Origin of the sequence: Pseudoalteromonas sp. PAR1 (assembly GCF_947311895.1) — a bacterium.
Lineage (GTDB): Bacteria > Pseudomonadota > Gammaproteobacteria > Enterobacterales > Alteromonadaceae > Pseudoalteromonas > Pseudoalteromonas lipolytica_C.
Genome location: NZ_CAMZMY010000005.1, coordinates 48,705 through 73,557, shown reverse-complemented (window position 1 = coordinate 73,557; position 24,853 = coordinate 48,705). Strand labels below are relative to the sequence as shown.

The following is a 24,853-nucleotide window of genomic DNA, read 5'->3' as shown; positions in this document are numbered from 1 at the left end:
GAAGAGGATTGAGTTTTTGCCTGACAGCAACAGCCTGATTCGGTTTCTATATTTGTATTAGTAGTTACCATTTTTCCTCCTATGCCTTTTTAATTTGTTCAAAGTTTTCGATGAGATGACAAACCATGTTTGCAGTCGGCGCTTTGTCTTCCATTTCTTCCCATTGAGAAAGCGCTGAAGACATTTTCCCTCGAAGTGCCAACATTGCTTGAAACTGTTTTTCTGTTTCTTCAAGCCGCTCTTTGATGAGGCTTCTGACTAATGGGCACGCACTTGTACCATCTTCAGATTCATTAAGAATTTGCTTGATATCAGCAACGGAAAAACCAAGATTTCTGGCACTTAAAATGAACTTAAGTCTCGATACTTCTTTATTCGAGTATGACTTGTAGCCGTTCACTGACTTAGCAGGTTTTAACAGTCCCAATCGCGTGTAATAGCGCACCGTATCAGCAGTCGTTCCAAGGCTTTTTGACAGTTCTGCTACTTTCATATTTACTCCTTAGTTTTTCACCTAAGTTTGTACTCTCACCTACAGCTTAGACCTGTGTCTAAGACACAGGTCAAGTACTAATTCTAGTGAATAAGCTAAAAAATAATTTTTTGGTAAAAGAGAAATCTCGGCCAAAATCGACAGCATTAAGTACTGTAAATGGCAATAGTTTGAGAATTTTCATAGTGCCTTCAAAATATCGTACTAATCGTTCAAAACAATTGATTATTTAAATCAATGAATAAGTCATTCTATTTTTGATGGGAGTGGCGAAAAAAAGACGCACTGATCCCGTGATTAGCCAATAATTGGTGGACGATAAAGTAAGAGATGGATACCAGATTTTGGTAGAGGTGTACGCTGTAGAAATAGCTCAGAGTAAATATTGCAAATACCTTCCTCTTGCGCTTGCACAAGATAGGGATTTAAATGAAAGCTTGAACAAAATCCCCCCTCACAACAAACACAATCACTAGCTTTACATTTTTCACAGACTTCATCACCATGACGGTGTTTAGAGTCTTGCGAGTTTACAGTGTGATAGTGACTATTGTCATTCATTGATTGATGGTGAATATTTTTGCTTCGTTGCATAATATGCGTGTCGGAAGATCCATTTTGATGTTCTTCACAATTCATTGGCTTAGCTGTAGCAAAACTATGCTGCGTAAGCAACACAGTTATTATCACTATTTTAAACCACCTGAAAAGTCCAAACATTATCATTCCTTCTTTAGCTCCTACAATACTAGCCACTTTATAAAAATAATTTTATGATCTTGATCAACCTTTGAACTAAAACCTAAACTTTTTACTTTTTTAAACAGCTTAAACTTAACAAGTATAAAAGGGGTGTCTGATTTATACTCATGAGATTGAAGCCAAGCATGAGCACCATAAAAAAAATAAAAACCCTACGCTCATAACTAGGTATTGAGTAAGGGATCATTTTTCCAATTGTTCAGCTTTAAGCGCAGTACTTTGCAACAATCGGTTCTATCCCGAGCACACCCAATTCCCGTTCATCAAAAGTGATAAAATAGTCTATTGTACGTCTTTCAATGGCGATGTTTTTTGGCTTGACTCTTTAACCTTTACCATTCGCCAACTTTACTTCTTAGCTGATATTCCACCTTGATAGGTATACACCAGACTGGCACAGACTGAAAACAAGAAGTAGCTTACTATTACTGCTCTTAGTTCTTTCCAAAAAAACTATTAGCTAGGCCTTTCCTAACATAACTAAAATGGTTTAAATCCCAAAAAACAAAAGCTACCATCAATATAGTTGCGGTAGCTCTCATCAAGTCAATATAGTATTTCTTCACATCAGAGCCAGAACTTGATACCTGCAACAAAAGCAGTATCACGAGTACTTTGCCCATTTAACTTCGCAAATTCGGCTGTATTACCAAATTTATTTGTCCACTCAACGCCAACATAGGGAGCAAACTGGCGGGTAAACTCATAACGAACCCGAAAACCAATAGCACTGCTAGATAAGCCACTACCAAGGTTATTTTGGACGTCATCCTTACCGTAAAGCGTCAACTCTGCTCGTGGTTGAACAATTAACTTTTGAGTAAGTAATAGCTCATACTCAGCTTCGATCGAAAATGCACTATTACCTTGCTCTCCTAAATACGCAGTCATATCAATTTCAAACCAGTAAGGGGCTAGACCTTGTAAACCAAAAGCTAGCCATTTGCGGTTTTCACCTTCGTTATTGTAATCAAGTCGAATACCGACTTGTGTATCCCAATAAGCAGATATTGCGTGGCCCCATAGAAAATCTGTTTGGTTCTCCTCTAAATTACCTTCGCTAAAATCTCCCTCAGTTTTGATGACTAATCTATCAAAAGTAGTGCCATACCATGCCTGAAAGTCAAAAACACCTGCGTTTGTTTGCTCATTATATTCAAGACGATCCCCTAGTAGCGCGTAAAATGAATGCTCATCTGCCAAAGTCAGTCGTTTGTCGCTATTGAGTGCATAAGGACCTTCAGTCAATGTTGTACCTGCGGCATAAGCATGAGGGTCTCTAGCATCTTTAGGTGCATCTCCACCTTGTGCTTGCATTTTAGAATCACCCATCTCAGTCATCTCATCTTTTGCAGATACAGATACACTTATAAGGGGCAAACCTATTAATAATAGTTTTAACGTATTGGTTAGTATTAATTTTCTCATGATACAACTACCTCTCTAAACATACCTGCATCCATGTGGAATAATAAATGGCAATGCCATGCCCAGCGACCTACGTCATGAGGTGTTGTTAAAAAACTAATTCTTTGCGCTGGTTGTACAGGGATAGTATGGCGACGAACCTGTACATCACCTTTTTCATTCTCCAAATCGCTCCACATACCATGCAGGTGCATTGGATGTGTCATCATTGTATCGTTTTGTAAAATAACTCTTAAACGTTGATTATGCTTCATGTGAACTGGCGTGCTTTTTCCAAATTCCAAGCCATCAAATGACCAGCTATAACGCTCCATGTTTCCAGTTAAATGTAATTCAATTTCAGCCTCAGGCTCTTGCTGGCTTGTAATTCCCTCAAGAGAATGTAAATCTGCAAGTGTTAAAACACGGCGTCCATTTTTACGTAAACCTATACCGGGATCATCAAGGTTTGTTCTAGGCATATCAACACGCATATCAACAGAAGCTCCATACTCTGTTTTTGCATGACGCACTTTAGTGCTAGCAACAGCTAATGGGTTTTTAGTCATTCCATGTTTACTATGATCCATTGCCATCGCTCCATGACCCATTGCACTATGATCCATTTTATTAGAATTCATGCCCGACATACCTGCCGTATCAGCCATTGTAGAATGCACACTATCATGGGTCATATTGCCCATCATATCTGTCATCGTTAACCACTCAACGGGGTCTAAAGAAGGTACTGGTGCATCAACGTTAGGTGCCATTGATAAAGTACCTTTAGCATAACCTGAGCGATCCATGCTTTGTGCAAAAATCGTATATGCGTCATTTTTTGGCTCGACAAGTACATCATAAGTTTCACCGGGACCAAATCTAAATTCATCTACTGTCACAGGTTCAACATTTTGTCCATCAGCTTGTACAACTGTTAACTTCAGCTCAGGTATTCTTACATCAAAAAACGTATTGCTAGAACCGTTAATAAATCTAAGCCTAACCTTTTCGCCAGCTTTAAACATTCCACGCCAATTTGTCAAAGGCGCACAACCATTCATTAAAAAAGTCATTGCAGATGCTGATAAGTCTGCAAGATCTGTAGGGTTCATTCTCATTTTATTCCACATTTCCCGGCGTTGTAGCGCATTTGAAACGCTGCTATTTGAAATGTCATCAAAAAACTCTGGAACAGTAGGTTGATTAAAGTTAAATACATCGCTCTGTACTTTTAACTTGCGAAACAAATCCATTGGGTCATCATCAGTCCAATCAGACAATTGGATGACATGCTCATTGTCAGCACTAATAATATCCTTTTCTCTTGGCTCAATAATTAATGCGCCGTACATACCTGTCATTTCTTGAAAACCACTGTGTGAGTGATACCAATATGTGCCGCTTTGTTGCAGCTTAAATTTATAAACAAAGGTTTCACCCGGCATTATACCTTTAAAGCTAATACCCGGTACGCCATCCATTTGATACGGAAGAATGATCCCATGCCAATGAATTGAACTCGGCACTGATAATTTATTCGTTACCCTGATAGTAACGTCATCACCTTCTCTGAGGCGCAAGGTAGGAGCTGGTATTGAGCCATTGATTGTTGTAGCCATTCTTACAACACCTGTGAAGTTTACTGGTGACTCATCTATCACCAGATCTATGACTTCCCCACTTAGTTCGGGCGCAGTACCTGTTGAAGTTCCAGCAAGCAAAGATGAAGCTGCATGAAGAACACTTGGAAAAGCAGCTAATACACCGCCAGCAGCTAATCCTTGTACAAAGCGTCTACGTGGCGTAGAAACTTGATGTAATGGATTGTTATTTCTCATTTTACTCTCCGTTGTTTGAACAATAAATTAATGTGACCAATGAATGTGCTTAATCTTCCATTCACCATTTTGTTTTTCCAGCACCATCGTTTCCATGCCTTGATAATCGCGTTCAACACCTTTATGAGTACCTGTAGTTTGACTGCGCGACGCAGAGATAGCGGTATTTCCAAGTATCGTCACTTGATGTTCAAGTGTGTCGCTCTTCATCGCTGCTAAATACTTCATATCCGACAACATATGATGATGAGCATATTCATCAGCGCTCCTTTCAACGCGGCCTCCCTCGAAAATGGTGACATCATCCGCTAACTGCGCTCTAGCCTGTTTTTGATTGCCAGTTTCAAGTGCTTGATGAAATGCCAAAACAACTTTTGCGGCTGGGGTATCTATACCTTTAAACAAACCTTTGTCTTTGTTCTTATCACCATGAGCGTTTGCTGCGAAACTAAACGTCATTAATAAAACGAGTAATATATTTATTGTTTTCATTTTCATTCTCTCTTTTAGGTTTTAATTTGCAGGGCCAACAACACTAGTAAGCCCAGCCGTTACAGATAAAATGGCAAAAGCTACTACCATTTCTATCGAGATAGATTTAGATAAAGCCTCTCTGCCTTGACTATTTTTAAGTTGTGGAACGAGTATTAGTTTATGTTTAGCAGCAAGTGCCAAAATAGACACTACAAGGGCCAATTTAAACAACAGTGTTTGTCCGTAACTTGAGCTTATTAGTGCATCAAGACTTCCGACCAATTGAATCACGAGCCAGAGGCCTGCTACCAACAATAGGCTCAATGTAAAACTTGCTTGTTTGCCAAAGCTTTCCATCAGCAAATGAAGTTCTGCATAACTTAGCTGATGGCAAGCCTGTTTTAGTGGCAATAACGCCCCAAACCACCATGCCATAACGAGCACATGCAAAATAAGCAAGCCTTTTTCAATTGTGCCTAACTCAGAAATATGACCCAGTAACGTGAATGAGTATGCAAGGATTAATAAACTCAACATTAAAGCGCTTTGTTTTAAGTACGAGTTCACAGCGAGTTTGAACCTTAAAGCTAAAGCGATTATTGCGGTAACTAGCCCAAGCGCTCGAAGCAAAGCTCCAGTGCCGACAGAGGAGTCCCACATAATAGCCAATATATCAGCGTCTATCGCCCCCTGAATTCCCTCTTCTGCCATTGCACCAGTACTGGCAAAGAACCAAGTAATATTAGCGATCAAAGCCATAACTATATAAGTTCTTGTCCACGTTAAATTCGCTATTACAGCATTACTATGAGATTCATTATGCTCAAAAATTTGTCTGAAAAATGTATAGCCGGCAATACAGGCAAAGCCGACGTAAAATACAATTTTTGACAGTACAATGACTGTATTCCAGATATACATTTCCATATCAATCACACAGCCTTACTAATGAACCATAAAGCCGAAGCTATCTTTCATTTTATGTCCATCTTTACCTAAATAGGTCACATCAACGATATAGTTTGTTGGAGCTAATTTAGGTAGTTCCCATGAAAACTCTCTGGAAGCTTCTTTTGATGGTTTAAAGTCAAATTTAATATTTTCACCTTTTTTATTTTTCAACGTAACTTTAACTACACGTACCTCTTTGCTAAATCCCAATGTCAATTTTTCTGGAGTATTCATTAGCATTGCATTATCAGCAGGCACGCTTTTTTCAAGATGCACATGTGCAAATACTGCACTACTAAAAACAACACTGATTATGGTTAAAAGTTTAATTAATGTTTTCATATATACCTCTATTTATTTAATGGATTAACGACTAAATTTATCTTTGAAAATTTGATTACTTGGAATCCCAGCATCTGTAATTATTTTTTCCACTTCACTCATCATTGCTTCTGGACCGCACAAGTAAAACTCAGCCAAATGCAGTTCTGCTTTTTGGTTCATATACGGCAGAAGTACTTTTTGAACATAGCCTGAGTGCCCTTGCCATTCTTCTGAAGGATTAGAAAGAGTAGGAATATAAGAGAAGTTTTTATGCTTCTCACTCAGTGACTTCAATTCATTATGGTATAGCAAGTCATCTTCAGTTCGCGCACCATAGATAAGAGTCAAACCACTTTTATCTTTATGCTTTTTCAACTGTTCAAAAATAATAGACCTCAGTGGTGCAAGTCCTGAACCCGCACCTATAAACACGCGACTAACTTTTTTATTTGAAGTGGCATAAAAATCAGAAAAAGGGCCTCTTGCAGTTATCGTTTCACCTACTTGGAGTGAACCTAAATAACTTGAACCTATTCCTGCTTTAAAACCATTCTTTGCGGTCTGCCAACGGATATTAAACATTAACTCATCAGACTCCTCGTCAAAGTTAACTAATGAGTAGTGGCGAGTTACACCGTTATGAGAAAATTTTCCATGATAGTAGCTATCCCAGTATTTTTCATAGCACTCTGGCATATCATCTGGACGTAAGCTATTCATCCCTGCTGGCACATCAAATTGCATATATGCACCAGCTTTAAATGCCAACTGTTTGCCTGATTTCAGCTTAAATTTCACTTCCTTGATAAAAGGAGTAATGAAATTAGTCGCAACCACAACTAGCTCATGATTTTCAATATTGCGATCAGTATTAACTTCAATCGAACTAATTTCAGAGAACCTATGCTGACATCCAAGCCGATAACCTTCCTTAAGTTGCTCCTGAGATAAATGTTCCTGTTCAGATAGTGTGATAGGTAATTTAGTTGAACTTAAGAACACGCATTTGCCACAAGTACCGCCACCACCGCAACCTGAAGGAAGGTATACATGTGAACTAGCTAGCCCTTCTAATACAGTTGAGCGACCAACTGCTGAGATGTCAGTAATAGTATTTTCATTGGAAAACGTCACTGCCACTTTTTGCCTGTTAGTGCCCCAACCTAGCTTCAGTAAACCACTTCTATACTGTTGTATCAGCCAAGTAACACCAGTAATTGAAAGGAATAGCGTTGCAAAAGCAAATGCAATGATCAACCAATGGTTAAATCCTCCAGAATTGCCATAGTCCATAAAGTGAAGCTTCATCATCAGATCTTTCAATCTGAAATCATCATTGGCATGGCGAAGTACTTGACCTGTAATACTATCTAAATAAATAGTTGTATTGTTCTCATCCTCAACGGCAACTTGCCACATAGGATTTTGCTGCCTTACGTGATCAGAAAACGGAGGTTGAGATAACACTGGAGTAGTTAACTTACCCTGTCCTGAGTAGGAGTTTTTTGCCAAAGTTAGTACTTGTTCTTCAGACAAATTAAATGGCTTTCCTGTTACAGCATCAAATAGCTTTGAGTGGCGCTCTTGATAGCTATGCTGCCCCTTATCGAACACAAAATGATAGTAAGGCTGATGTAAAACCCATATAAGGTTTACTTCCTGCGGAGCATTACTAGTAATGTCTTTAATAGGGAATAGGTCAAAGCCTGTAATGCTACCTTCATGATGAGAATGAACTCTAAGTTCATTACCACTGGCTTTACTGTGATCCATCAAATTGAAGTAAAGGCCCGTTCCCAACCAAATAAGCAGTTGTAAACCAACAAATAAAGAAAGCCACTTGTGTATCGTTGTATTTAACTTAAATAGTCGCATCAAATGACTCTCTTTTTATTTGGGGAAAGCACTCGGTAATAAGTCAATACTGCGCCAGTAATTGCTCCCATTAGACCTAGAGTTGCGACCAAGAACAAAAACCAGTTTGATACGTTTTCTCCATCATAGTAATCCATAATGTGGAACCGCCACATCCAATCAAACAATCGCCAGTAATCATGACGCTTGGCAACAAGTGATCCTGTTTGTTGACTTATATAAAATGTCGGTGTGGAGAATTGCTCAAACGTCACTCTCCAAACAGGTAAATGCCTTGGGGACAACTCAGCAGGCAAGTTTGTCGCTGACTTAATCAACCTTATGCTGTCGATTTGATGATTCAGCGCATAATGGTATTGTGCGATTTCTTTAGCCTTGGTTTCATCTACAAGGGCCTGAACAGCTCCAGTTTTAGCATCTATTGCTACTTTTCCATTTTCTCCATTAATAAAAGAATACAAAGGACGGCCCATACTTTGAGTAAGTGTAACTTGGCTAGCTTTAGGATAATCCGCAGCTAGCTTTACAATGGAGTAATCCATACTTGCTAAATCTATTTTGGCTTCCTCACTCTTAGCCAAGGTTTCGCCGTGTATATAGTGAATATCCATAGTCACCATATACACGCCTGTAATAGACCAGAAGAGGAATTGTATTCCGACAAATGCCATTAGCCATTTGTGATATTTTCTAGCCGTGCTAAGCATTATTCTCAGGCTCCACGTTAGAAAGCTCTTTGTTAAAGGCATTTACTTCAGGCTTTTTAATGATTGAGTAAATTGCAGGGAGTACAATAAGCGTGAGCAGCACAGCACTTGTCATTCCGCCTACCATAGGAGCAGCAATGCGGCTCATGACCTCAGAACCTGTACCAGTACCATATAAAATAGGCATTAAACCTATAATGATTGTAGCTACCGTCATCATTACTGGACGAACTCGTAAGCCAGCACCGTGCAATAATGCATCTTGATATGCATCATCTGAGATGAGTTCTGCTCGCTCCACCGCTTTTTCCTTAAGCTCAGCAAGTGCTTGATTAAGATAAACCAGCATTATCACGCCAATCTCAACCGCAACACCAGCTAGAGCGATAAAGCCCACACCAACAGCTACTGAGAAATTAAACCCTTCTAGATACATCAACCATAACCCACCGATCATTGCCATCGGCAAGGTAACGATAATGATAGCCACTTCACTAAACGCTCTGAAATTCAGGTAAAGCAGAATAACAATAATGGCGAGTGTTAAAGGCAATACATAGGTGAGCTTTTCTTTCGCTCTTTCCATATATTCGTATTGTCCAGCCCAAGTAATTGAATAGCCTGCTGGTAATGTCAGGTTATTTGCTAAGTGTTCTTTAGCATTTTCAACATAAGTACCTACATCAACGCTATCAATATCAATGAAAGTCCAACCATTGATTCTGGCATTCTCACTTTTAATACCCGGTGGGCCATTCTCTACTCGAATATCAGCAACATCACCTAGTGCAATGCGTTGACCACTTGGTGTTACAACAGGTAATCGTGCTAGCTGCTCAGGAGAATCTCGATAATCTTGCGGATAGCGCAGATTAACAGGGTAACGCTCTTGACCTTCTATCGTTTGTGTCACATTCATACCGCCAATCGCAGTAGAAACTACTTGTTGGACATCTTCGATATTTAACCCAAAGCGACTTGATTTATCTCGTGAAATATCAACCTTGATATATCGTCCACCTGCAACTCGTTCAGAGTAAACTGACGCTGTGCCTGTCACTTCTGGCAAGAGTTGTTCTATTTGTTGGCCGATATCCTGAATTACATCAAGTTCTGGTCCGGCGACTTTAATACCGACAGGCGTTTTTATACCTGTAGCTAACATGTCAATGCGGGTCTTGATTGGCATGACCCAAGCATTGGTTAAGCCCGGAAATTTAACCAACTTATCAAACTCAGCTTTTAACGACTCAGTTGTCACGCCTTCTCGCCACTCCTCCCGTGGCTTCAATTGAATAAAGGTTTCAATCATGGTTAGAGGCGCAGGGTCAGTTGCGGTTTCAGCTCGTCCTACTTTACCGAATACATTTTCAACTTCTGGCACAGTGCGAATAAGCTTGTCCGTTTGCTGCAATAACTCTCTTGCTTTACCGATTGAAATGCCGGGATATGTAGTAGGCATATACATAAGGTCGCCTTCATCCAATGGCGGAATGAATTCACTACCAATTTTATCGACAGGCCAAAAACCAACGATAGTCACTAATACTGCTGCGACTATTGTCAATTTTGGAAACTTCATGACTTGCTTTAAAACAGGCATGTAGATAGCAATCAATAATCGATTTAATGGGTTTTTCTTTTCAGAGACGACTTTGCCTCGAATAAAGTAGCCCATCAAAACAGGCACCAATGTTATTGCCAAGCCTGCTGATGCAGCCATTGCATAGGTTTTTGTATAGGCGAGCGGTGAAAACATTCTTCCTTCTTGCGCTTCTAAGATAAACACAGGTAAGAATGAGACAGTTATGATCAGCAAGCTAAAAAATAATGCAGGGCCTACCTCACTCGCAGCCTTAGCTACAATTTGCCAACGGTTTTCATCTGTTAGTGGTGTTTTCTCCATATGTTTATGCATATTTTCAATCATCACTATTGCACCATCAGTCATCGCACCAATAGCAATAGCGATACCGCCTAAAGACATAATATTGGCATTGATGCCTTGCATATACATGATGATGAATGACACCAATATACCTAATGGTAGAGTAACAACTGCCACAATTGATGAGCGAAGATGAAATAGGAAAGCAACACAGACAATAGCCACGACCGCAAGCTCCTCTAGCAACTTGCTCCAAAGGTTATCAACAGCACGATCTATTAACTTCGATCTGTCATAGACAGGGACAACCTCCACCCCCTCTGGTAAAGAAGATTTGAGCGACTCAAGCTTTTCTTTTACCCCATTTATGGTTTGTTGAGCGTTTTCACCAAAGCGCATAACGACAACACCACCAACAACTTCGCCTTCGCCATTAAGTTCTGCGATACCACGGCGCATTTGAGGACCAAGGTTAACGTTGGCAACATCACCAATACGCAACGGCGTGCCTTGTTCGTTAATACCAAGTGGAATTTTCTCTATATCACTAACTGATTGAATATACCCCGTTGCGGTAACCATATATTCAGCTTCAGCCATTTCCACAACGGATGCGCCAGTTTCTTTGTTCCCTTTTTGTAAGGCTATTTGTATTAAACTTAGAGGAATATCGTAAGCTCTCAATTTGTCAGGATCTACTTGCACTTGATACTGCTTAACCATACCACCAACGGCGGCAACTTCGGACACGCCCGGAACAGTTTGTAGTTCATACTTTAAGAACCAGTCTTGAATGCTTCTTAATTGGCTTAGATCATGGTTTCCAGACTTATCTGTTAAAGCGTAAATGTATACCCAACCCACACCTGTTGCATCAGGTCCTAATTGAGGTTTTGCCGAATCAGGCAGGCTTGATGCTACTTGGCTTAAGTATTCAAGTACTCGGCTTCTAGCCCAATACAAATCAGTATCATCATCAAAAATAATGTAGACGTAGGAATCACCAAAGAATGAGTAACCACGAACAGTTTGCGCCCCCGGCACTGATAGCATCGCTGTAGTAAGTGGAAATGTCACTTGATCCTGCACAACTTGTGGTGCCTGTCCCGGATAACTCGTCTTAATTATCACCTGCACATCAGAAAGATCTGGGAGTGCATCTACTGGCGTTTTTTGTAATGAATACAAACCACCAAACGCGATAATTAAGGTAATCAACAAAACAAAGAAACGATTGCCGATAGACCATCTAATAATTGATTCAATCATTATTTTTCTCCCACTTAATGATTAGAATGATCAACAGCAGCTTTATTTTCCTTGCCGTGTTGTTCATCTGATTCAAGAGAGATTTCAGTGATAACTAAGTCATCCCTAACCTCAAAAGTGAAAGTGACATTATCACCAACATTGAAATCAACTATTTCTATATTGTCCGCGACGATAAAATCCATCGTCGCAGCAGGTCTATCCCACTTCTCTATTGGGCCTCGGCTAATATTTAGAATCCGTGTATCAATATCAATCGCATTAATTAAACCTGATACTGTTGCTGATGATACTTCTTCACTCATATCAGCAGGCTCACTCATGATATGAATTCCAGTAACTTCATATCCACCCTCTTCGGTTTTGCTCACTTCAAAGTGCAAAGATTGACCAGACTTCAGTGAATCAATATCTACCTTTTCACCTACATCGAAGTCCATTGTCATTTCAGGCCAATCCCAAGCCTCAGCAGGACCATGAGTAATATTAACCATACGATGTCCCGCCATGACGCTGTTGATTTCGCCTTCCATCCAAACAGAGCTAGGCACTTCGTCATGAGTCATTCGTTTAAAATCAGAGTTTTTACTTGATTCAGAATCAATCAAGAATTGAGCAGATGTCACCACAACATCATCTTCATTAAGACCCTCTAAGATTTCGATACTATCGATATCAACCCGGCCAATTGTCACTTCGATAGACTTAAATTGCCCATCCCCCAAGGCAAGTACAACTCTGTCTTGTTTACCTGTGCGAATGACGGCTTCTTTAGGTACGAGTATCGTGCTATCAGCTTGATTAGCGTGAATAGAGACTTGTGCAAACATGTTTGGTTTTAATTGATAGTCTGGGTTGTCAAACTTCAGTCTCACTCTGAGTGTGCGTGTTTTACTATTCAATGTTGGATAAACATAATCAACGACACCAGCCCAGTCCTCTCCGGGTAAATAATCCAGTGTCATTGATACAGGCAGTCCTTCTTTAATTAAGGCTGCGTCACGTTCAAACACTTCTGCTTCAACCCAAACTTGATCTAGTTGACCAATGCTTAATAAAGTGTTTCCCGGCTTGACATAAAAGCCTTCTCTAATCTTCAAACCGTCAACAACACCTGCTTGTGGTGAATAAAAGGTGATGGTTTGCTGAACTTTTCTAGTCTTTTCTAGCTTTTGAATGAAATCTGCTGAAAGCTGTAACGCTTTAAGGCGATCTTTCGCCGCCGAAATTAAGGAACTATTGTCGCGCTTTAAAGCTATTAAAAGTTCTTCTTGCGCGTTAACTAACTGAGGAGAATACAGTGTATAAAGAGGCTGCCCTTTCTCTACAGGGTTACCTGCCGCTTTGACATAGAGTTTTTCAATCCAACCATCAACACGTGGGTGGATATGAATTAGCTTATCTTCATCATATTGAACGTAACCAACCGTTGATATTTCAGTATGCATATTTTTCAGCTCAACAGGTGCAGTGCGAACCCCTAGGTTATTCACTACATGAGGCGCAATTTTTACTGCTCCGGGACCAAAATCATCACCAGATGATTCTTCCTCATACACAGGAATTAAATCCATCCCCATAGGCGACTTACCGGGCTTGTCCCGGCGGTAATTAGAATCCATCGGTGCAACCCAATACAGAGGCTTTTTCTCTGCTGATGTTGTTTCATCTGTATTACTGTTTGACCCTGCACCTTGATATAAGCTCAATACTCCTGCGCCTAGCGCAGCACCAATGATGATGGCAATAATTGTTTTAGTATTCGTTGACATTATTTTTCTCCAAATTGCTGATTGGATAAGTGCTGATTAGTTTTGTGTGAAGTTTGCATCGACTTATGTTCAGCATTTGAGTTAGATTGAGAACGTGCAAAGAAATAGTTGATACGAGCAACTGTTTTAAGTGCGTCAACATCAATTCTTAAGGCTGATATTCTGGCATTTAATTCTGCGATTCTTGCTCGAACAACTTCGGCAAAATCGCCATCATCATTTGTGTAAGCTGTCAATGACGCTTCTGCTTGGTCATGAGTTTGTTTAAGGAGTTGTTCTTGATAGATAGATTGCCTATCAGATAAACGCTTAAGCTGTCTAAGCTCCTTTTCCACCATACTGATCATTTGCTTTGTCAGTAATAGTTTCTCGGTTTTAATAGTCTCTGAATCTGCAATAGAAGCTGCAACTTGCTTATCTTGTCTGTTCTCGGTGAACAAGGGTAAATCAAACGTTACTCCAACAGAAAATAAATCAGCTCGGCTATCACCAGAGGGCATATTGTCCCGATAGGCATAACTAGCATTAACACCCCATTGCGGTTCATATTGCTGTTTAGCTAACTCAACTGCTTTTTCTGAAGCTTTGCGTTTTATATCAATTGCAAGTATGGCTGGGTGATTCGAAAGCTCCTGAGCCAATAGATTTCTTGAGTAATTAGATGCTTTTAGGACTGTTGAATTGTTCAAATGAATTGTAGGCAACTTTTTAGAAACCCTAAACTCTAATGGTTGCGTATCAAAGTTGAATGATTCATTCAAGCCAGCAGCATCGTAGATATGAAGCCACTCATTAAGGCGAGCGATTGTTGTTTCTAGTTTCTGCTTTTGCGAAGTTAATCGGTCATCTAACTGCACGATTTCCAATTGAGCACGAATAACATCTTGTTGTCTGGTTTTACCAACAACATTTGAGTAGCTAGCTTTAGTAACTTCCGCCATCTGCTCAAAGAGCGCCCAATCCGCTTCAATCAATTTAATGGTTTGTTGGGCTAAGTAAGCATCTAACCATAACTGTGATACTTGGCTTATCAGTTTAGCCTTACGATCCTCTCGTAGCAGTGGAAATTTCGTTGACTCAATTTTTAATTGCTCTTGTTTAATCTTTAAACTATCACCTCTAGGAAACATTTGAGAAACACCAACCTTTAGTTGAGTCATTCCTTCCTGATCTAAGTCCCAAGTATCTGTTGGTAAATTCATTATCCCTAGTGATACTTTGGGGTCAGGCAAAGTACCTGAAGCGATACTTCTATTTTCAACCGCGCTTTGTTTTAACCGACTCCCATGAAGCCAAGGATCATTTTGCTGAGCCAAGGTGATAGCTTGTTCAAGTGACACTACTTTCTCAGCTTGAGCTGAGAATACAGACAAGCCGAGAATTAGCGAAGTTGAAAGTAGAGTAAGGCTTGAAACATTTAATCTCATTAGAATTGCTCCTCATAAGCCTTAACTTCTGCATATACTTTACTCGTTCCATCTTTAAATAAAATTAATACGTTATATGACATAAAGCGGTCGCCGACTTCCATACCCGGAGAGCCAACAGGCATTGCTGGGACAGATAATCCAATCGCATTGGGGTGCTCTTCTGACAAGAACTGCTGAATAAACTTAGCCGGTACATGACCTTCAAAGGCAAACCCATTTCTACTCACTGCCGTGTGGCATGAACGGTAATTAGGTTTGATACCATACTTAGTTTTGATGTTGCCGATGTTTCGGAAATCTTTGGAATGCGCAACGATCCCTTTGTCTTCAATATGAGTTATCCATTTTTTACAACACCCACAAGTTGGGGTTTTATAAACGATTAACTCCAAAGGTGTTACGTCGTTATTGTGTGCATGCTTATGTTCATTAGCGTTTGCAAACGCAGGTGAAAGCAGCATTACAACTGCTATTTTTAAATACTTATTGATCATTTTTGCCCCCAGACGTCGCTGGAAAATAGCTATAGCGCTACGACGCTATATTGACTAACAGAAAAATTAATTACATGTGTGCGAAATTTGGACGCACTAATCCTGTATTAGGCAAAAATTGGTGGACGATAAAGGGAAGTGGAAATTGAATGAGGTTGTTTAGATTGCATAGCAGCTACAGATTCACTCAATATTTGAATATCTGTCGAGTCAACACTGGAATTTAGGACTGTCGTAGATGAGCAAGCATTTGCAGGACAAATACATTCAACGTCACAACAATCTTCTGATTGACCATTACTGCTTTTATTCATATCACCATGATCCATGTTCATGTTCATGTTCATGTGTGATTCATGAGAACCTGATGGCATTTCGCAAGGCATAGCAGAATACGCAAATGCTTGCCCTACAAAGGCAAACAGCATAAGCGTTATCACTAAGACTTTTGAAAATGCTTTAGACATAAAATTCTCATAAAAATATACATGTCTATGCTAATACAAATTTTCGAATAAGTAAATTGATGTCATGTAAACATTTATGAATATTTGACTAACGTCAACTTTTTCAAAGAGGTAAGTGACAAATAATAATCTCATCAGACTTCTTATCTTCGTTATTCAATGGCTTTTATTTTGAGACTTAAGTTGCTCTCTCATTTCTAAAACTCGATCTACCGAATAAGCTCCCGCCCTCATAACAACCAGTTCAACAAACGAAATATCAATTAACTTATGGTCAGCATCAATCACATAACAACTCTCACTATGTGTGTATATTTCTAACTTATCCTCATCAGCAGATTTGCTAACAATCTTTGAAGTTACCATTTGCTCAAATGGCCGAAATCTGAATGTTTCATCGTCAATAACAACCCCTGACAAAAACTCCCCAAGAAATGATTTTTCAAAGTCTTTATAGTCATAGACCGAGAGTATGTAAGCATCCTTTAAATATGTTTTGTCCATTTGTTACTCCCTACTAATAGCCAGCAGGGAGCATTTCTCGCAACTCTAATAGCTCATTTGGAGAGTACATACACTCATGCATTAAATTGAACTCAAATACATCTACATCAAACTTTTGGGGTTCTGCATCTAAGATATAAAAGTCAGCACCAAAAGTTCTATATTCAAGACCGTTTACTTCCATGACTTTCGTGGAAAACAAAGCCTCACCTTTTTTACCGTTCTTACTATCCTCAGCAAAAGTAGCGTAAAGCACCTGTTCAACCTTATCTTCTAAGTCAGATTTAATTGAGATAAGTGTTGCGTTAGTTAGTTTTACTCTTGGTCTCATGCTTTTGCTTCCTTCTTATCTTCTAGGCAAAACGGGCGGAAAAAACTAAGGTACTTAACTCCATTAACTTTTAGTAAATTGTTGTCAGCATCAAAATGTGACAGAACGCTAGACTGATACAACGAAATATATTTTTCATAATCGATGGTGTTAAAAAAATTGGTATCGACACGTCGTGCATGGAAAACAAGAGCTTGCTGATCGATACGAACAATGAACTTTTGATCACCATCTAGATTTTTAACCTGTAGACATAAATCAGGTTTGTGCCAATCAGATACAAAGGAAGGAATCAGTGGGAAGCCATATACCAAATAGCGCATACCTTCGATTTTGAAGGTTGTTGGATTGAACTGAGCCTTATTTAATTTGCCGCTACGGAATAATTCAAGTGTCAACACCAGCCAGTGCTCATGCTTAGAAAATGTATTTCCTTCAGAAATACAGCCTTCGAACTCACTATCATGGTTTACATGATTGATGTACATGTATTGTTTAATGTCATTCAAGGAAAGCTTTTCAACCGGAAACTTTGAAGCTATGAGCCTGAAATAACAACCATGAACTTTTAAATCTGCATATTGAACTATCAACGGATCATCAAAAGCATCGAAATATGGTCGCCACTCCAGCCTAAAGTCAGCACCAGTGTTTACAATAAACTTGGCATCTTCTGGCAACCCTAATACTTGGTATATCACTGAAACTAACTCTAATGTTTCGATATCTACCAGCATCAGGCTTTCAATACGGTTTGCCATTGACTCAATTTCTTTATGAAGCGATTCAATAATTTCTTGATCATCGTATTCATTGATCATTAAGTATTTCAGGGAATCGTGCTTTAGAATTGAATCCAGTTTTTTCTGTTCAAATGCTTCAGTGAGGCTATTATGGGTATCAGAAAAATGAGGGCAGTTATAAACACCTCTAGCCCACAGGCCTTGGGCGTAAAGATCAGGAAACTCTAATAACTCAGCAAACTCTTTTGCTTGTTTATTGAGTTTATTCTTTAATTGATAAAGTGAGATCATTTAGTTCTCCAAACAACTTTCTAATAAACAATGGCCTACCAACACATTGCTTTATTTATTGTTCAAATAACCAAATTTTTACGGATGCTCCGCTTCACTGTTCACGTTTTTCAAGGCGAAAAACATGTGTAGGCGTAGGCTGTCCGTTCAGCCTTCTTATTATAATATCGCCAAAAAACAAAATGACAACTTACGTATTTGTACAACTTTAGGTAGATATTTTGAGTTTGAACTCTGAAAAGCTAAGCCCAAACAAGGATACGACCATCTCTTCATTTATATTGGAGCCGGGAAATTTTTTTTCAAAATTTCCAATAATGCTATCTAGGTGGCTAGCTAATATTTTTACTAAAAATATTTCCGAGTTTGGTGAGAGTGCAGACAGTGCTATCATTGGGTTGTCAAAGGATTCAGCTTTTATTTTTACTAGTAAATCGCTGTAACTGTCACAGCCATATAGACAAATAGCTGCCCCTTCTTGGGCTTGTCCAAGGGGAATAGTTAATAATTTAGATAATCGTTTTGCCTGCCTTTTTATATTTACTAGCAGGTCTTCTTTTTTAAAAGACATCAATACACCAAAAAACGGCAACGCTAGGCCACGCACCTATGTCACTCAGTTTTTATGTGAATATTTAATCTTTTAGTTCAGAGTAAATCCATTTCGTCCTGTTTTCGTGGGAACGGGCTTCTCTGAAAAGCCACTGCAAAAAGCAGTGGCCATTGTCGCAATATTATAAGGAAATGTGAATGGTAGTTTGATGCCTACATATTCTTTTCAGTGAATTCAGCCAAGCTACTACGCTCTACTTCATCAAAAATCAGCACTGATCCTTTTTCATAATGACGAAACACATTAACAGCCGCACTTGCACCAGAAGAAGCAGGTGTTACAAACTTATCGTCAATCTGGGCTAGGTTGCCCAATACGATTGTCCGACAATTTTTCCCACCACGGCTTAACATGCCCTTGATTTGCGCTCTAGTCATGTTTTGAGCTTCATCAATGATTAAAACAGCATCGTCTATTGAACGGCCACGAAAATAAGCCATGCTAGTAAATTCTATATTGGCTTTTTCAATCACATGCTCGACTGTAGCGTAGACATTTCCTTCATGATTATCATCCGAGTGCATCGAAATTAATGCGTCAGTAATACCTGCCAGAAGAGGCATTGATTTTTCAGTTAAATCCCCCGGTAAGAATCCCGGATCGTCGTCCATAAAGTCTCTGGAGCGCACCACAACGATTTTTTTGTACTTTTTCAACTCCAATACTTGATGCAGCGCCGAAGCAACTGCCAAAAAAGTTTTTCCGGAGCCAGCAGGACCAAGGATGATATTTAAATCATAGTAAGGGTCTGTTAATTGGCTTAAAGCTACCGACTGACGCTGATTTTTAGGCAAAATGCCCCATACTTTTTCTTGTTTACGAGGCAATAGCTTTGTGAATACCTCAGTATCTGTTACTTCTGAAATTCGCCCAATGTGTCCAGCTTCATCGTACCAATACATGTTTGGCTGAACTTCATCATTAAATAGACTTATTGGGAAAGTATAAACTTCTCCTGAAACCTTGAAGTCTTTGTCTGATTTAATTCGATCAAAAAGATCTCCTTTAAAGGCTTGTACCCCTGTGTATAAAAGATCAATATCTGATATTTGATTATCTACGGCAACGTCTTCTGCCATGACCCCTACGGTTCGAGCTTTCAAGCGCATATTAATGTCACGGCTAACAATTATTACGTCTTTATTGAGTTCTTTTTGAAGATATAAAGCATAATTAATTATTCTGTTATCAGCATCACTTCCTATCCCGTGCTTTAACTCCTTAGCCAGATCCAATTGAGTGTCAATTCCAATGAAAAGCTTTCCTCTCTGGGCTGTTTCGGTAGATGGTAAAGGAATACCTATTTCCATTTCCTCGGCTGTATGTCCATTTATAATGTCTTCAAGCATTCTAATGCACATACGGGCATCGGCACTTACCGATTTATTAGTTCTTTCTTTCAGGTTATCAAGCTCTTCAAGGACAGTTAGACAGATGTAAATATCATCTTTGTAGCTAAAAATAGATTTTGGATCATGTACTAATGCAGATGTGTCTAGTACACGAGGATTTCGATTATCAATAGAGCTTTTCATTACGCAGCCTCCCAAAAGATTGAATCGTTGCTAGGCTTTGTGTTGTACTTTTCTTGTAAATTACAAATTTTGAGTAAAGGTTTATTGTTGAGAGACTGCTCAGAGTAGCTAAGGTAATCAATTTTTTTGGAAATTCTTTTTACTTTTTCTACAGGCCAATAAAAACAAGGGGGTAAAAACTTTAAAATATCCCCAATTCGGGGTTGCAAAATAACAACGGCGTTTTGAATGCTGCGGCCGCGCATAAAGTTCACCGATTTAAACTGTACGTTGGCTTTTTCCATAATGTAATTACGGCTCGAAATCGGGTTTTCATCTCCTTTATGCAACACCTCTAAAGTATCGGTAATTGCTGCTAACCAAGGGGCCATTTTCTCTTCTTCAGTACCGGGTAAAAAGCCAATTGATTCAGCAATTTCTGGCGTGTTACGGGTGACTATAACTTTATCGTAAATGCCTTTTTCAATGATCATTTCAAGGGCACTGGCAAGAGCAAGCAAAGTTTTACCACAGCCTGCTGGGCCCGTTAAAATCACTAGTTCTATACTTGGGTCAAGTAGCGCATCAAGTGCCATCCCTTGATACACATTCTTAGGTTTTACACCCCAAGCGGTATGGCTCATCAAACGCTCAACACTAATATCTTTTAAAGTAATTTGTTTATCATCGTAGCTTGTTACTCGAGCCGCAAAGTGATCGCTATCATCTAAAATATATTCATTGCAGAACACATCACTAATCGTATTTTTTGCTACGTGGTGATAAGTATCTCGGCCTTGCTGCTCAGTTTCACACTCACCAACCTGTTGCCAAAAGTCTCCGTCAATTTTTTTATAGCCGCTGGTCAGTAACGCTATGTCGTCAATTAATTGGTCTGTTCTGTAGTCTTCAACAAATTTAAGGCCGGCTCCCTTTGCCTTGAGGCGCATATTGATATCTTTAGTTACAAGTACCACTTTGCTGTCGCTGTGCTGCTTTTGCAAATGCACTGCACAATTGATGATGCGATGGTCATTTTCGTTGCCTGGTAAACCCGAAATACTGTCTGCAAATAAGTGATCATTAACGATAATTAAGCGGCCACGAGACTCTGTTTTCGCCTTTTTATTACTCGGCAGTGCCACCCCTTGCAACATCTGCTCAGGAGACGCGTCTTTTAACACTTCATCTAAACCACGAATAGCAACACGGGCGTCACGACTAACATCGTGTTTTCTATCTTTAATATGGTCAAGCTCTTCTAATACTGTCATGGGGATAACAACATCATGCTCTTGGAAAGATAAATAAGCGAGGGGTTCGTGGAGTAATACATTGGTATCGAGCACATACATTTTACTATCAAGGTTCGAAGCTTTTTCCATAGCACTTTCCTTACGTTTTATGATTTTTATGCTATACCCAATAAACTAAACAAGCGGCGGATGAAGCTATGATTTATTCGTTAGGTATATACTCAGTTTAGTCTATTTACGACAAAAGTCCTTTTTATGACAAACAAATATACAATTATTTAAATGGTTAAAATATATACAGATTTCACTAATATTTTCACCCGTAAAAATGACTTAAAAAGGTTGACTAAATTTAATTGTGTGCGGCGAGTTTACTACCTTGAAGTAGCATGGCGTTACAGGTAACATAGCCGCCTTTTTTCTTCATAGACGAGACATACATGAATTTTTCCTTAGGTCAGCGTTGGATCAGTGATACAGAGTCAGATTTAGGATTAGGCACCGTTGTTGCCCTTGAAGGCCGTCAGGTCAGCATTTTATTTCCAGCCAGTGGAGAAAACAGAGTTTATTCTTTAACTGAAGCACCTGTTACTCGTGTCGCATTTAATCCAGGTGATATTATTCGCAGCGTTGAAGAATGGGAATTAGAAGTCGAGTCTGTTGAACAGCAGGGCGAGTTACTATGCTATCACGGCACTCGCGTTGATAATGGTGAAAAAGCCCAGTTAAAAGAAACCTTTTTAGATCACTTTATCAAATTCAATAAACCACAAGACCGTTTATTTGCAGGTCAAGTAGACCGTTTTGACCGCTATACGCTTCGCTACCAAACTTGGCAGCATCAATTTGAGCGTCAACAATCACCTTTAAAAGGCTTAATTGGCCAGCGTGCAAACCTTATTCCGCATCAGCTTTATATCGCCCAAGAAGTGGGTAAACGTTTTGCGCCACGCGTATTACTTTCTGATGAGGTGGGTTTAGGTAAAACCATTGAAGCGGGTATGATTTTACATCAACAAATCATCAGTGGCCGTGCTAGCCGCGTATTGATTGTTGTGCCTGAAAATCTTCAGCATCAGTGGTTAGTAGAAATGCTACGCCGCTTTAACTTACGTTTTTCTATTTTTGATGAAGAACGTTGTGATGAAGCATTTGCAGACTCACCAAACGTATTCGAAACAGAACAGTTAGTACTTACTAGCCTTGAGTTTTTAAGCAAGAAAAAACGCTGGTTTGAGCAAGCAACTCTGGCTGATTGGGATTTATTAGTTGTCGATGAAGCGCACCATTTAAGTATCAATAATGGTAAACCAAGCACTGAATATCAACGTATGGCAGAGTTAAGCCAAGACATTCCGGGCCTTATCTTATTAACTGCAACGCCAGATCAACTTGGTCACCGTAGTCACTTTGCACGTTTGCAATTACTCGACCCAGATCGTTTCTATGACTACGATGCGTTTGTAGAAGAAGAAAGTAACTACAAAGAGGTTGCCGAAGCAGCCAACCAATTACTGGGTGAAAAAGGCCTTGATGATACATCTAGAGCAACTTTAAAAGAGCTATTAAAAGAAACCGACATCACTGACCTTTTAGCTAACGCAGAGCAAGGTGATGAAACGGCGCGTAACGAAATTCTATCAATGCTGCTAGACCGCCATGGTACAGGCCGTATTTTATTTAGAAATAGCCGCAGCGGTATTGATGGTTACCCAAGCCGTAAGCTTCATGCTTATCCAATGGCAATGCCTAAACAATATAAAACGGCAATGTCGGTACTAGGTAATATGGGCGGCATTCAAAATGCTGAGCTAACTGCACTTCGTGCTTTATTCCCTGAAAAAATCTTCCAAGAGTTTGAAGGTGAAAATGCCAGCTGGGGTGCATTTGACCCACGTGTTGATTGGTTAATTGAAACACTTAAAACCCTTAAGCACGAAAAAGTACTGCTTATTTGTGCTAAAGCCGAAACCGCACTTAGCCTAGAACAAATTTTACGTGAGCGTGAAGCAATTAAAGCCTCTGTGTTCCACGAAGGCATGTCGATTGTTGAACGTGACCGTGCAGCGGCTTACTTTGCCGATGAGTACGACAGCGCACAAATTCTACTTTGTTCTGAAATTGGTTCTGAAGGTCGTAACTTCCAATTCTCGCATCACTTAGTATTGTTTGATTTACCACTAAACCCAGACTTACTTGAGCAACGTATTGGTCGTCTTGACCGTATTGGTCAAACTCAAGACGTAAACATTCATGTGCCGTATTTTGAAAACACCGCACAAGAAGTGTTATTACGTTGGTACAACGAAGGCTTAGATGCGTTTGAAACAACATCGACAACAGGGCAAATGCTGTATAAAGAGTATGGCGAAGAATTGCTTGAGTTTATTGGTGCACACAATTGTGACGAAGAAGAGCTAGACCCACTACTAGAACAAGTGGCTGGTCAAAATGCCAAGCTTCGTAAGCAAATGGAAAGTGGTCGTGACCGTTTATTAGAGCTGCACTCAAGTGGCCAAGGACGAGCCGAAAGTCTTGTTGCTGATATCGAAGAGTTAGATGATCAATTCACGCTACCAAGTTATATGATCAATGTGTTCGACACCTTTGGTGTAAGCCAAGAGGATAAAGGTGAAAATACCATTATCTTAAAACCAACTGAGCACATGCTAAATCCATCTTTCCCATGCTTGAAAGATGATGGCATCACAGTAACGTTTGATCGTAGCACCTCGCTTTCGCAAGAAGACGCGCATTTCATCAGCTGGGACCACCCTATTGTGCAAGGCAGCTTAGATATGATTTGTGATGATGACTTTGGTACTGCCTCTGTGGCGTTACTGAAAAACAAAAAGCTACCTGCTGGTACCTTCTTTGTTGAGCTTATTTTCATTGCTGAGGCGATGGCGCCTAAAGCACTTCAAGTTGGCCGCTTCTTGCCACCAACGCCTATTCGTATCTTATTAGATAAGAGCAGCAATAACTTAGCCGACAATGTTGCCTTTGATGCCTTTAACCAGCAGCTGTCTGCGGTTGGTCGCCAAACTGCAAGTAAGTTAGCCAGTGCGTTACAAAGTGCCATTCACCCAATGATCACCAGTGCACAAGGCATGGCACAAACTAAGCTTGAAACACTCCGTGCGGAATCACTAGAGAAAATGCAAACAGCCCTTGGTGAAGAACAAGCTCGTTTAACAGCACTTAAGCAAATCAACCCGAATATTCGTGACGAAGAGCTTAGCTTCTATGATAAGCAACGCAGTGAACTCACTACTTACATCGAAAAAGCCCAAGTTAAACTGGATGCTATTCGTTTAATTGTGGTTTCTCACTAACGTTGAAGCGCTAAACAAAAACCATAAACGCGATGTGCTTTCACATCGCGTTTTTTATGCCAAACAAAACAAGGGGGAAAAATCAGAGTCCTACTTGTTAGCATATACTCGA

The 24,853-nt window shown here is 39.7% G+C and carries 21 protein-coding genes; 1 reads left to right on the top strand and 20 read right to left on the bottom strand.

Annotated elements, in window-relative coordinates; translation table 11 throughout:
- Window positions 1-79: 79 nt before the first annotated feature.
- The 20 genes from QL229_RS05495 to QL229_RS05400 form a co-directional block, all read right to left on the bottom strand.
- The gene (locus QL229_RS05495) at window positions 80-493 is read right to left on the bottom strand and encodes a MerR family transcriptional regulator (RefSeq protein ID WP_045979599.1); all 414 of its coding nucleotides are present in this window, start codon (window positions 491-493) and stop codon (window positions 80-82) included.
- A 297-nt stretch (window positions 494-790) separates the two neighbouring features.
- Window positions 791-1,213, bottom strand: a complete 423-nt coding sequence (locus tag QL229_RS05490; RefSeq protein ID WP_045979600.1) for a hypothetical protein — start codon at window positions 1,211-1,213, stop codon at window positions 791-793.
- Between the two features lie 609 nt (window positions 1,214-1,822).
- On the bottom strand, window positions 1,823-2,683 hold the full coding sequence (locus QL229_RS05485; protein WP_045979601.1) for a copper resistance protein B: 861 nt from the start codon (window positions 2,681-2,683) through the stop codon (window positions 1,823-1,825).
- Window positions 2,680-4,503 (bottom strand): copper resistance system multicopper oxidase, encoded by a 1,824-nt coding sequence (locus QL229_RS05480; protein ID WP_045979602.1) that lies wholly within the window; start codon window positions 4,501-4,503, stop codon window positions 2,680-2,682. The genes QL229_RS05485 and QL229_RS05480 overlap by 4 nt, the downstream gene beginning before the upstream one ends.
- Window positions 4,504-4,530: 27 nt before the next feature.
- Window positions 4,531-5,001, bottom strand: coding sequence for a nuclear transport factor 2 family protein (locus QL229_RS05475; protein WP_008467847.1), 471 nt, complete (start codon window positions 4,999-5,001; stop codon window positions 4,531-4,533).
- A 15-nt stretch (window positions 5,002-5,016) separates the two neighbouring features.
- Window positions 5,017-5,904: a CopD family protein gene (locus QL229_RS05470; protein WP_045979603.1), complete on the bottom strand. Its 888-nt coding sequence runs from the start codon at window positions 5,902-5,904 to the stop codon at window positions 5,017-5,019.
- 18 nt (window positions 5,905-5,922) lie between these two features.
- A complete protein-coding gene (locus tag QL229_RS05465; protein ID WP_016708251.1) occupies window positions 5,923-6,270 on the bottom strand; it encodes a copper resistance CopC family protein in 348 nt (115 codons plus the stop codon).
- Between the two features lie 24 nt (window positions 6,271-6,294).
- Window positions 6,295-8,127, bottom strand: coding sequence for a 2Fe-2S iron-sulfur cluster-binding protein (locus tag QL229_RS05460; RefSeq protein ID WP_045979604.1), 1,833 nt, complete (start codon window positions 8,125-8,127; stop codon window positions 6,295-6,297).
- On the bottom strand, window positions 8,127-8,747 hold the full coding sequence (locus tag QL229_RS05455) for a PepSY domain-containing protein (RefSeq protein ID WP_235419340.1): 621 nt from the start codon (window positions 8,745-8,747) through the stop codon (window positions 8,127-8,129). The genes QL229_RS05460 and QL229_RS05455 overlap by 1 nt, the downstream gene beginning before the upstream one ends.
- A 79-nt stretch (window positions 8,748-8,826) precedes the next feature.
- Entirely contained in the window at window positions 8,827-11,991 is a 3,165-nt protein-coding gene (locus QL229_RS05450; protein ID WP_055022009.1) for an efflux RND transporter permease subunit, read from the bottom strand.
- 14 nt (window positions 11,992-12,005) lie between these two features.
- On the bottom strand, window positions 12,006-13,763 hold the full coding sequence (locus QL229_RS05445) for an efflux RND transporter periplasmic adaptor subunit (RefSeq protein ID WP_055022008.1): 1,758 nt from the start codon (window positions 13,761-13,763) through the stop codon (window positions 12,006-12,008).
- Window positions 13,763-15,190, bottom strand: coding sequence for a TolC family protein (locus QL229_RS05440; RefSeq protein WP_062566153.1), 1,428 nt, complete (start codon window positions 15,188-15,190; stop codon window positions 13,763-13,765). The genes QL229_RS05445 and QL229_RS05440 overlap by 1 nt, the downstream gene beginning before the upstream one ends.
- Window positions 15,190-15,687 carry a DUF411 domain-containing protein gene (locus tag QL229_RS05435; RefSeq protein ID WP_016708256.1) on the bottom strand — a complete coding sequence of 166 codons (498 nt, stop codon included), beginning with the start codon at window positions 15,685-15,687 and terminating at the stop codon, window positions 15,190-15,192. The genes QL229_RS05440 and QL229_RS05435 overlap by 1 nt, the downstream gene beginning before the upstream one ends.
- A 107-nt stretch (window positions 15,688-15,794) precedes the next feature.
- On the bottom strand, window positions 15,795-16,154 hold the full coding sequence (locus tag QL229_RS05430; protein ID WP_062566154.1) for a hypothetical protein: 360 nt from the start codon (window positions 16,152-16,154) through the stop codon (window positions 15,795-15,797).
- 156 nt (window positions 16,155-16,310) lie between these two features.
- Window positions 16,311-16,658 carry a hypothetical protein gene (locus tag QL229_RS05425; RefSeq protein ID WP_045979609.1) on the bottom strand — a complete coding sequence of 116 codons (348 nt, stop codon included), beginning with the start codon at window positions 16,656-16,658 and terminating at the stop codon, window positions 16,311-16,313.
- A gap of 13 nt (window positions 16,659-16,671) precedes the next feature.
- A complete protein-coding gene (locus QL229_RS05420; RefSeq protein WP_045979610.1) occupies window positions 16,672-16,989 on the bottom strand; it encodes a hypothetical protein in 318 nt (105 codons plus the stop codon).
- Window positions 16,986-18,023: a hypothetical protein gene (locus QL229_RS05415; protein ID WP_062566155.1), complete on the bottom strand. Its 1,038-nt coding sequence runs from the start codon at window positions 18,021-18,023 to the stop codon at window positions 16,986-16,988. Before QL229_RS05415 ends, QL229_RS05420 begins: the two co-directional genes overlap by 4 nt.
- A 208-nt stretch (window positions 18,024-18,231) precedes the next feature.
- Window positions 18,232-18,594 (bottom strand): hypothetical protein, encoded by a 363-nt coding sequence (locus tag QL229_RS05410; protein WP_062566156.1) that lies wholly within the window; start codon window positions 18,592-18,594, stop codon window positions 18,232-18,234.
- A 194-nt stretch (window positions 18,595-18,788) separates the two neighbouring features.
- The gene (locus QL229_RS05405) at window positions 18,789-20,171 is read right to left on the bottom strand and encodes a PhoH family protein (RefSeq protein WP_062566157.1); all 1,383 of its coding nucleotides are present in this window, start codon (window positions 20,169-20,171) and stop codon (window positions 18,789-18,791) included.
- The gene (locus QL229_RS05400; protein ID WP_135923571.1) at window positions 20,171-21,535 is read right to left on the bottom strand and encodes a PIN domain-containing protein; all 1,365 of its coding nucleotides are present in this window, start codon (window positions 21,533-21,535) and stop codon (window positions 20,171-20,173) included. Before QL229_RS05400 ends, QL229_RS05405 begins: the two co-directional genes overlap by 1 nt.
- A 311-nt stretch (window positions 21,536-21,846) precedes the next feature.
- Between QL229_RS05400 and rapA the strand changes: the two genes are divergently transcribed.
- On the top strand, window positions 21,847-24,741 hold the full coding sequence (gene rapA, locus QL229_RS05395) for an RNA polymerase-associated protein RapA (protein ID WP_281546534.1): 2,895 nt from the start codon (window positions 21,847-21,849) through the stop codon (window positions 24,739-24,741).
- Window positions 24,742-24,853 lie beyond the last annotated feature (112 nt).

What these genes read in the sequence shown, in the direction of transcription:
- QL229_RS05445 (WP_055022008.1), bottom strand. Translation starts at nt 13,763, where the DNA reads ATGTCAACGAATACTAAAACAATTATTGCCATCATCATTGGTGCTGCG.
- QL229_RS05440 (WP_062566153.1), bottom strand. Translation starts at nt 15,190, where the DNA reads ATGAGATTAAATGTTTCAAGCCTTACTCTACTTTCAACTTCGCTAATT.
- QL229_RS05420 (WP_045979610.1), bottom strand. Translation starts at nt 16,989, where the DNA reads ATGAGACCAAGAGTAAAACTAACTAACGCAACACTTATCTCAATTAAA.
- QL229_RS05470 (WP_045979603.1), bottom strand. Translation starts at nt 5,904, where the DNA reads ATGGAAATGTATATCTGGAATACAGTCATTGTACTGTCAAAAATTGTA.
- QL229_RS05485 (WP_045979601.1), bottom strand. Translation starts at nt 2,683, where the DNA reads ATGAGAAAATTAATACTAACCAATACGTTAAAACTATTATTAATAGGT.
- QL229_RS05425 (WP_045979609.1), bottom strand. Translation starts at nt 16,658, where the DNA reads ATGGACAAAACATATTTAAAGGATGCTTACATACTCTCGGTCTATGAC.
- QL229_RS05475 (WP_008467847.1), bottom strand. Translation starts at nt 5,001, where the DNA reads ATGAAAATGAAAACAATAAATATATTACTCGTTTTATTAATGACGTTT.
- QL229_RS05450 (WP_055022009.1), bottom strand. Translation starts at nt 11,991, where the DNA reads ATGATTGAATCAATTATTAGATGGTCTATCGGCAATCGTTTCTTTGTT.
- rapA (WP_281546534.1), top strand. Translation starts at nt 21,847, where the DNA reads ATGAATTTTTCCTTAGGTCAGCGTTGGATCAGTGATACAGAGTCAGAT.
- QL229_RS05410 (WP_062566156.1), bottom strand. Translation starts at nt 18,594, where the DNA reads ATGTCTTTTAAAAAAGAAGACCTGCTAGTAAATATAAAAAGGCAGGCA.
- QL229_RS05430 (WP_062566154.1), bottom strand. Translation starts at nt 16,154, where the DNA reads ATGTCTAAAGCATTTTCAAAAGTCTTAGTGATAACGCTTATGCTGTTT.
- QL229_RS05405 (WP_062566157.1), bottom strand. Translation starts at nt 20,171, where the DNA reads ATGAAAAGCTCTATTGATAATCGAAATCCTCGTGTACTAGACACATCT.
- QL229_RS05480 (WP_045979602.1), bottom strand. Translation starts at nt 4,503, where the DNA reads ATGAGAAATAACAATCCATTACATCAAGTTTCTACGCCACGTAGACGC.
- QL229_RS05455 (WP_235419340.1), bottom strand. Translation starts at nt 8,747, where the DNA reads ATGGTGACTATGGATATTCACTATATACACGGCGAAACCTTGGCTAAG.
- QL229_RS05415 (WP_062566155.1), bottom strand. Translation starts at nt 18,023, where the DNA reads ATGATCTCACTTTATCAATTAAAGAATAAACTCAATAAACAAGCAAAA.
- QL229_RS05490 (WP_045979600.1), bottom strand. Translation starts at nt 1,213, where the DNA reads ATGTTTGGACTTTTCAGGTGGTTTAAAATAGTGATAATAACTGTGTTG.
- QL229_RS05495 (WP_045979599.1), bottom strand. Translation starts at nt 493, where the DNA reads ATGAAAGTAGCAGAACTGTCAAAAAGCCTTGGAACGACTGCTGATACG.
- QL229_RS05435 (WP_016708256.1), bottom strand. Translation starts at nt 15,687, where the DNA reads ATGATCAATAAGTATTTAAAAATAGCAGTTGTAATGCTGCTTTCACCT.
- QL229_RS05460 (WP_045979604.1), bottom strand. Translation starts at nt 8,127, where the DNA reads ATGCGACTATTTAAGTTAAATACAACGATACACAAGTGGCTTTCTTTA.
- QL229_RS05465 (WP_016708251.1), bottom strand. Translation starts at nt 6,270, where the DNA reads ATGAAAACATTAATTAAACTTTTAACCATAATCAGTGTTGTTTTTAGT.
- QL229_RS05400 (WP_135923571.1), bottom strand. Translation starts at nt 21,535, where the DNA reads ATGGAAAAAGCTTCGAACCTTGATAGTAAAATGTATGTGCTCGATACC.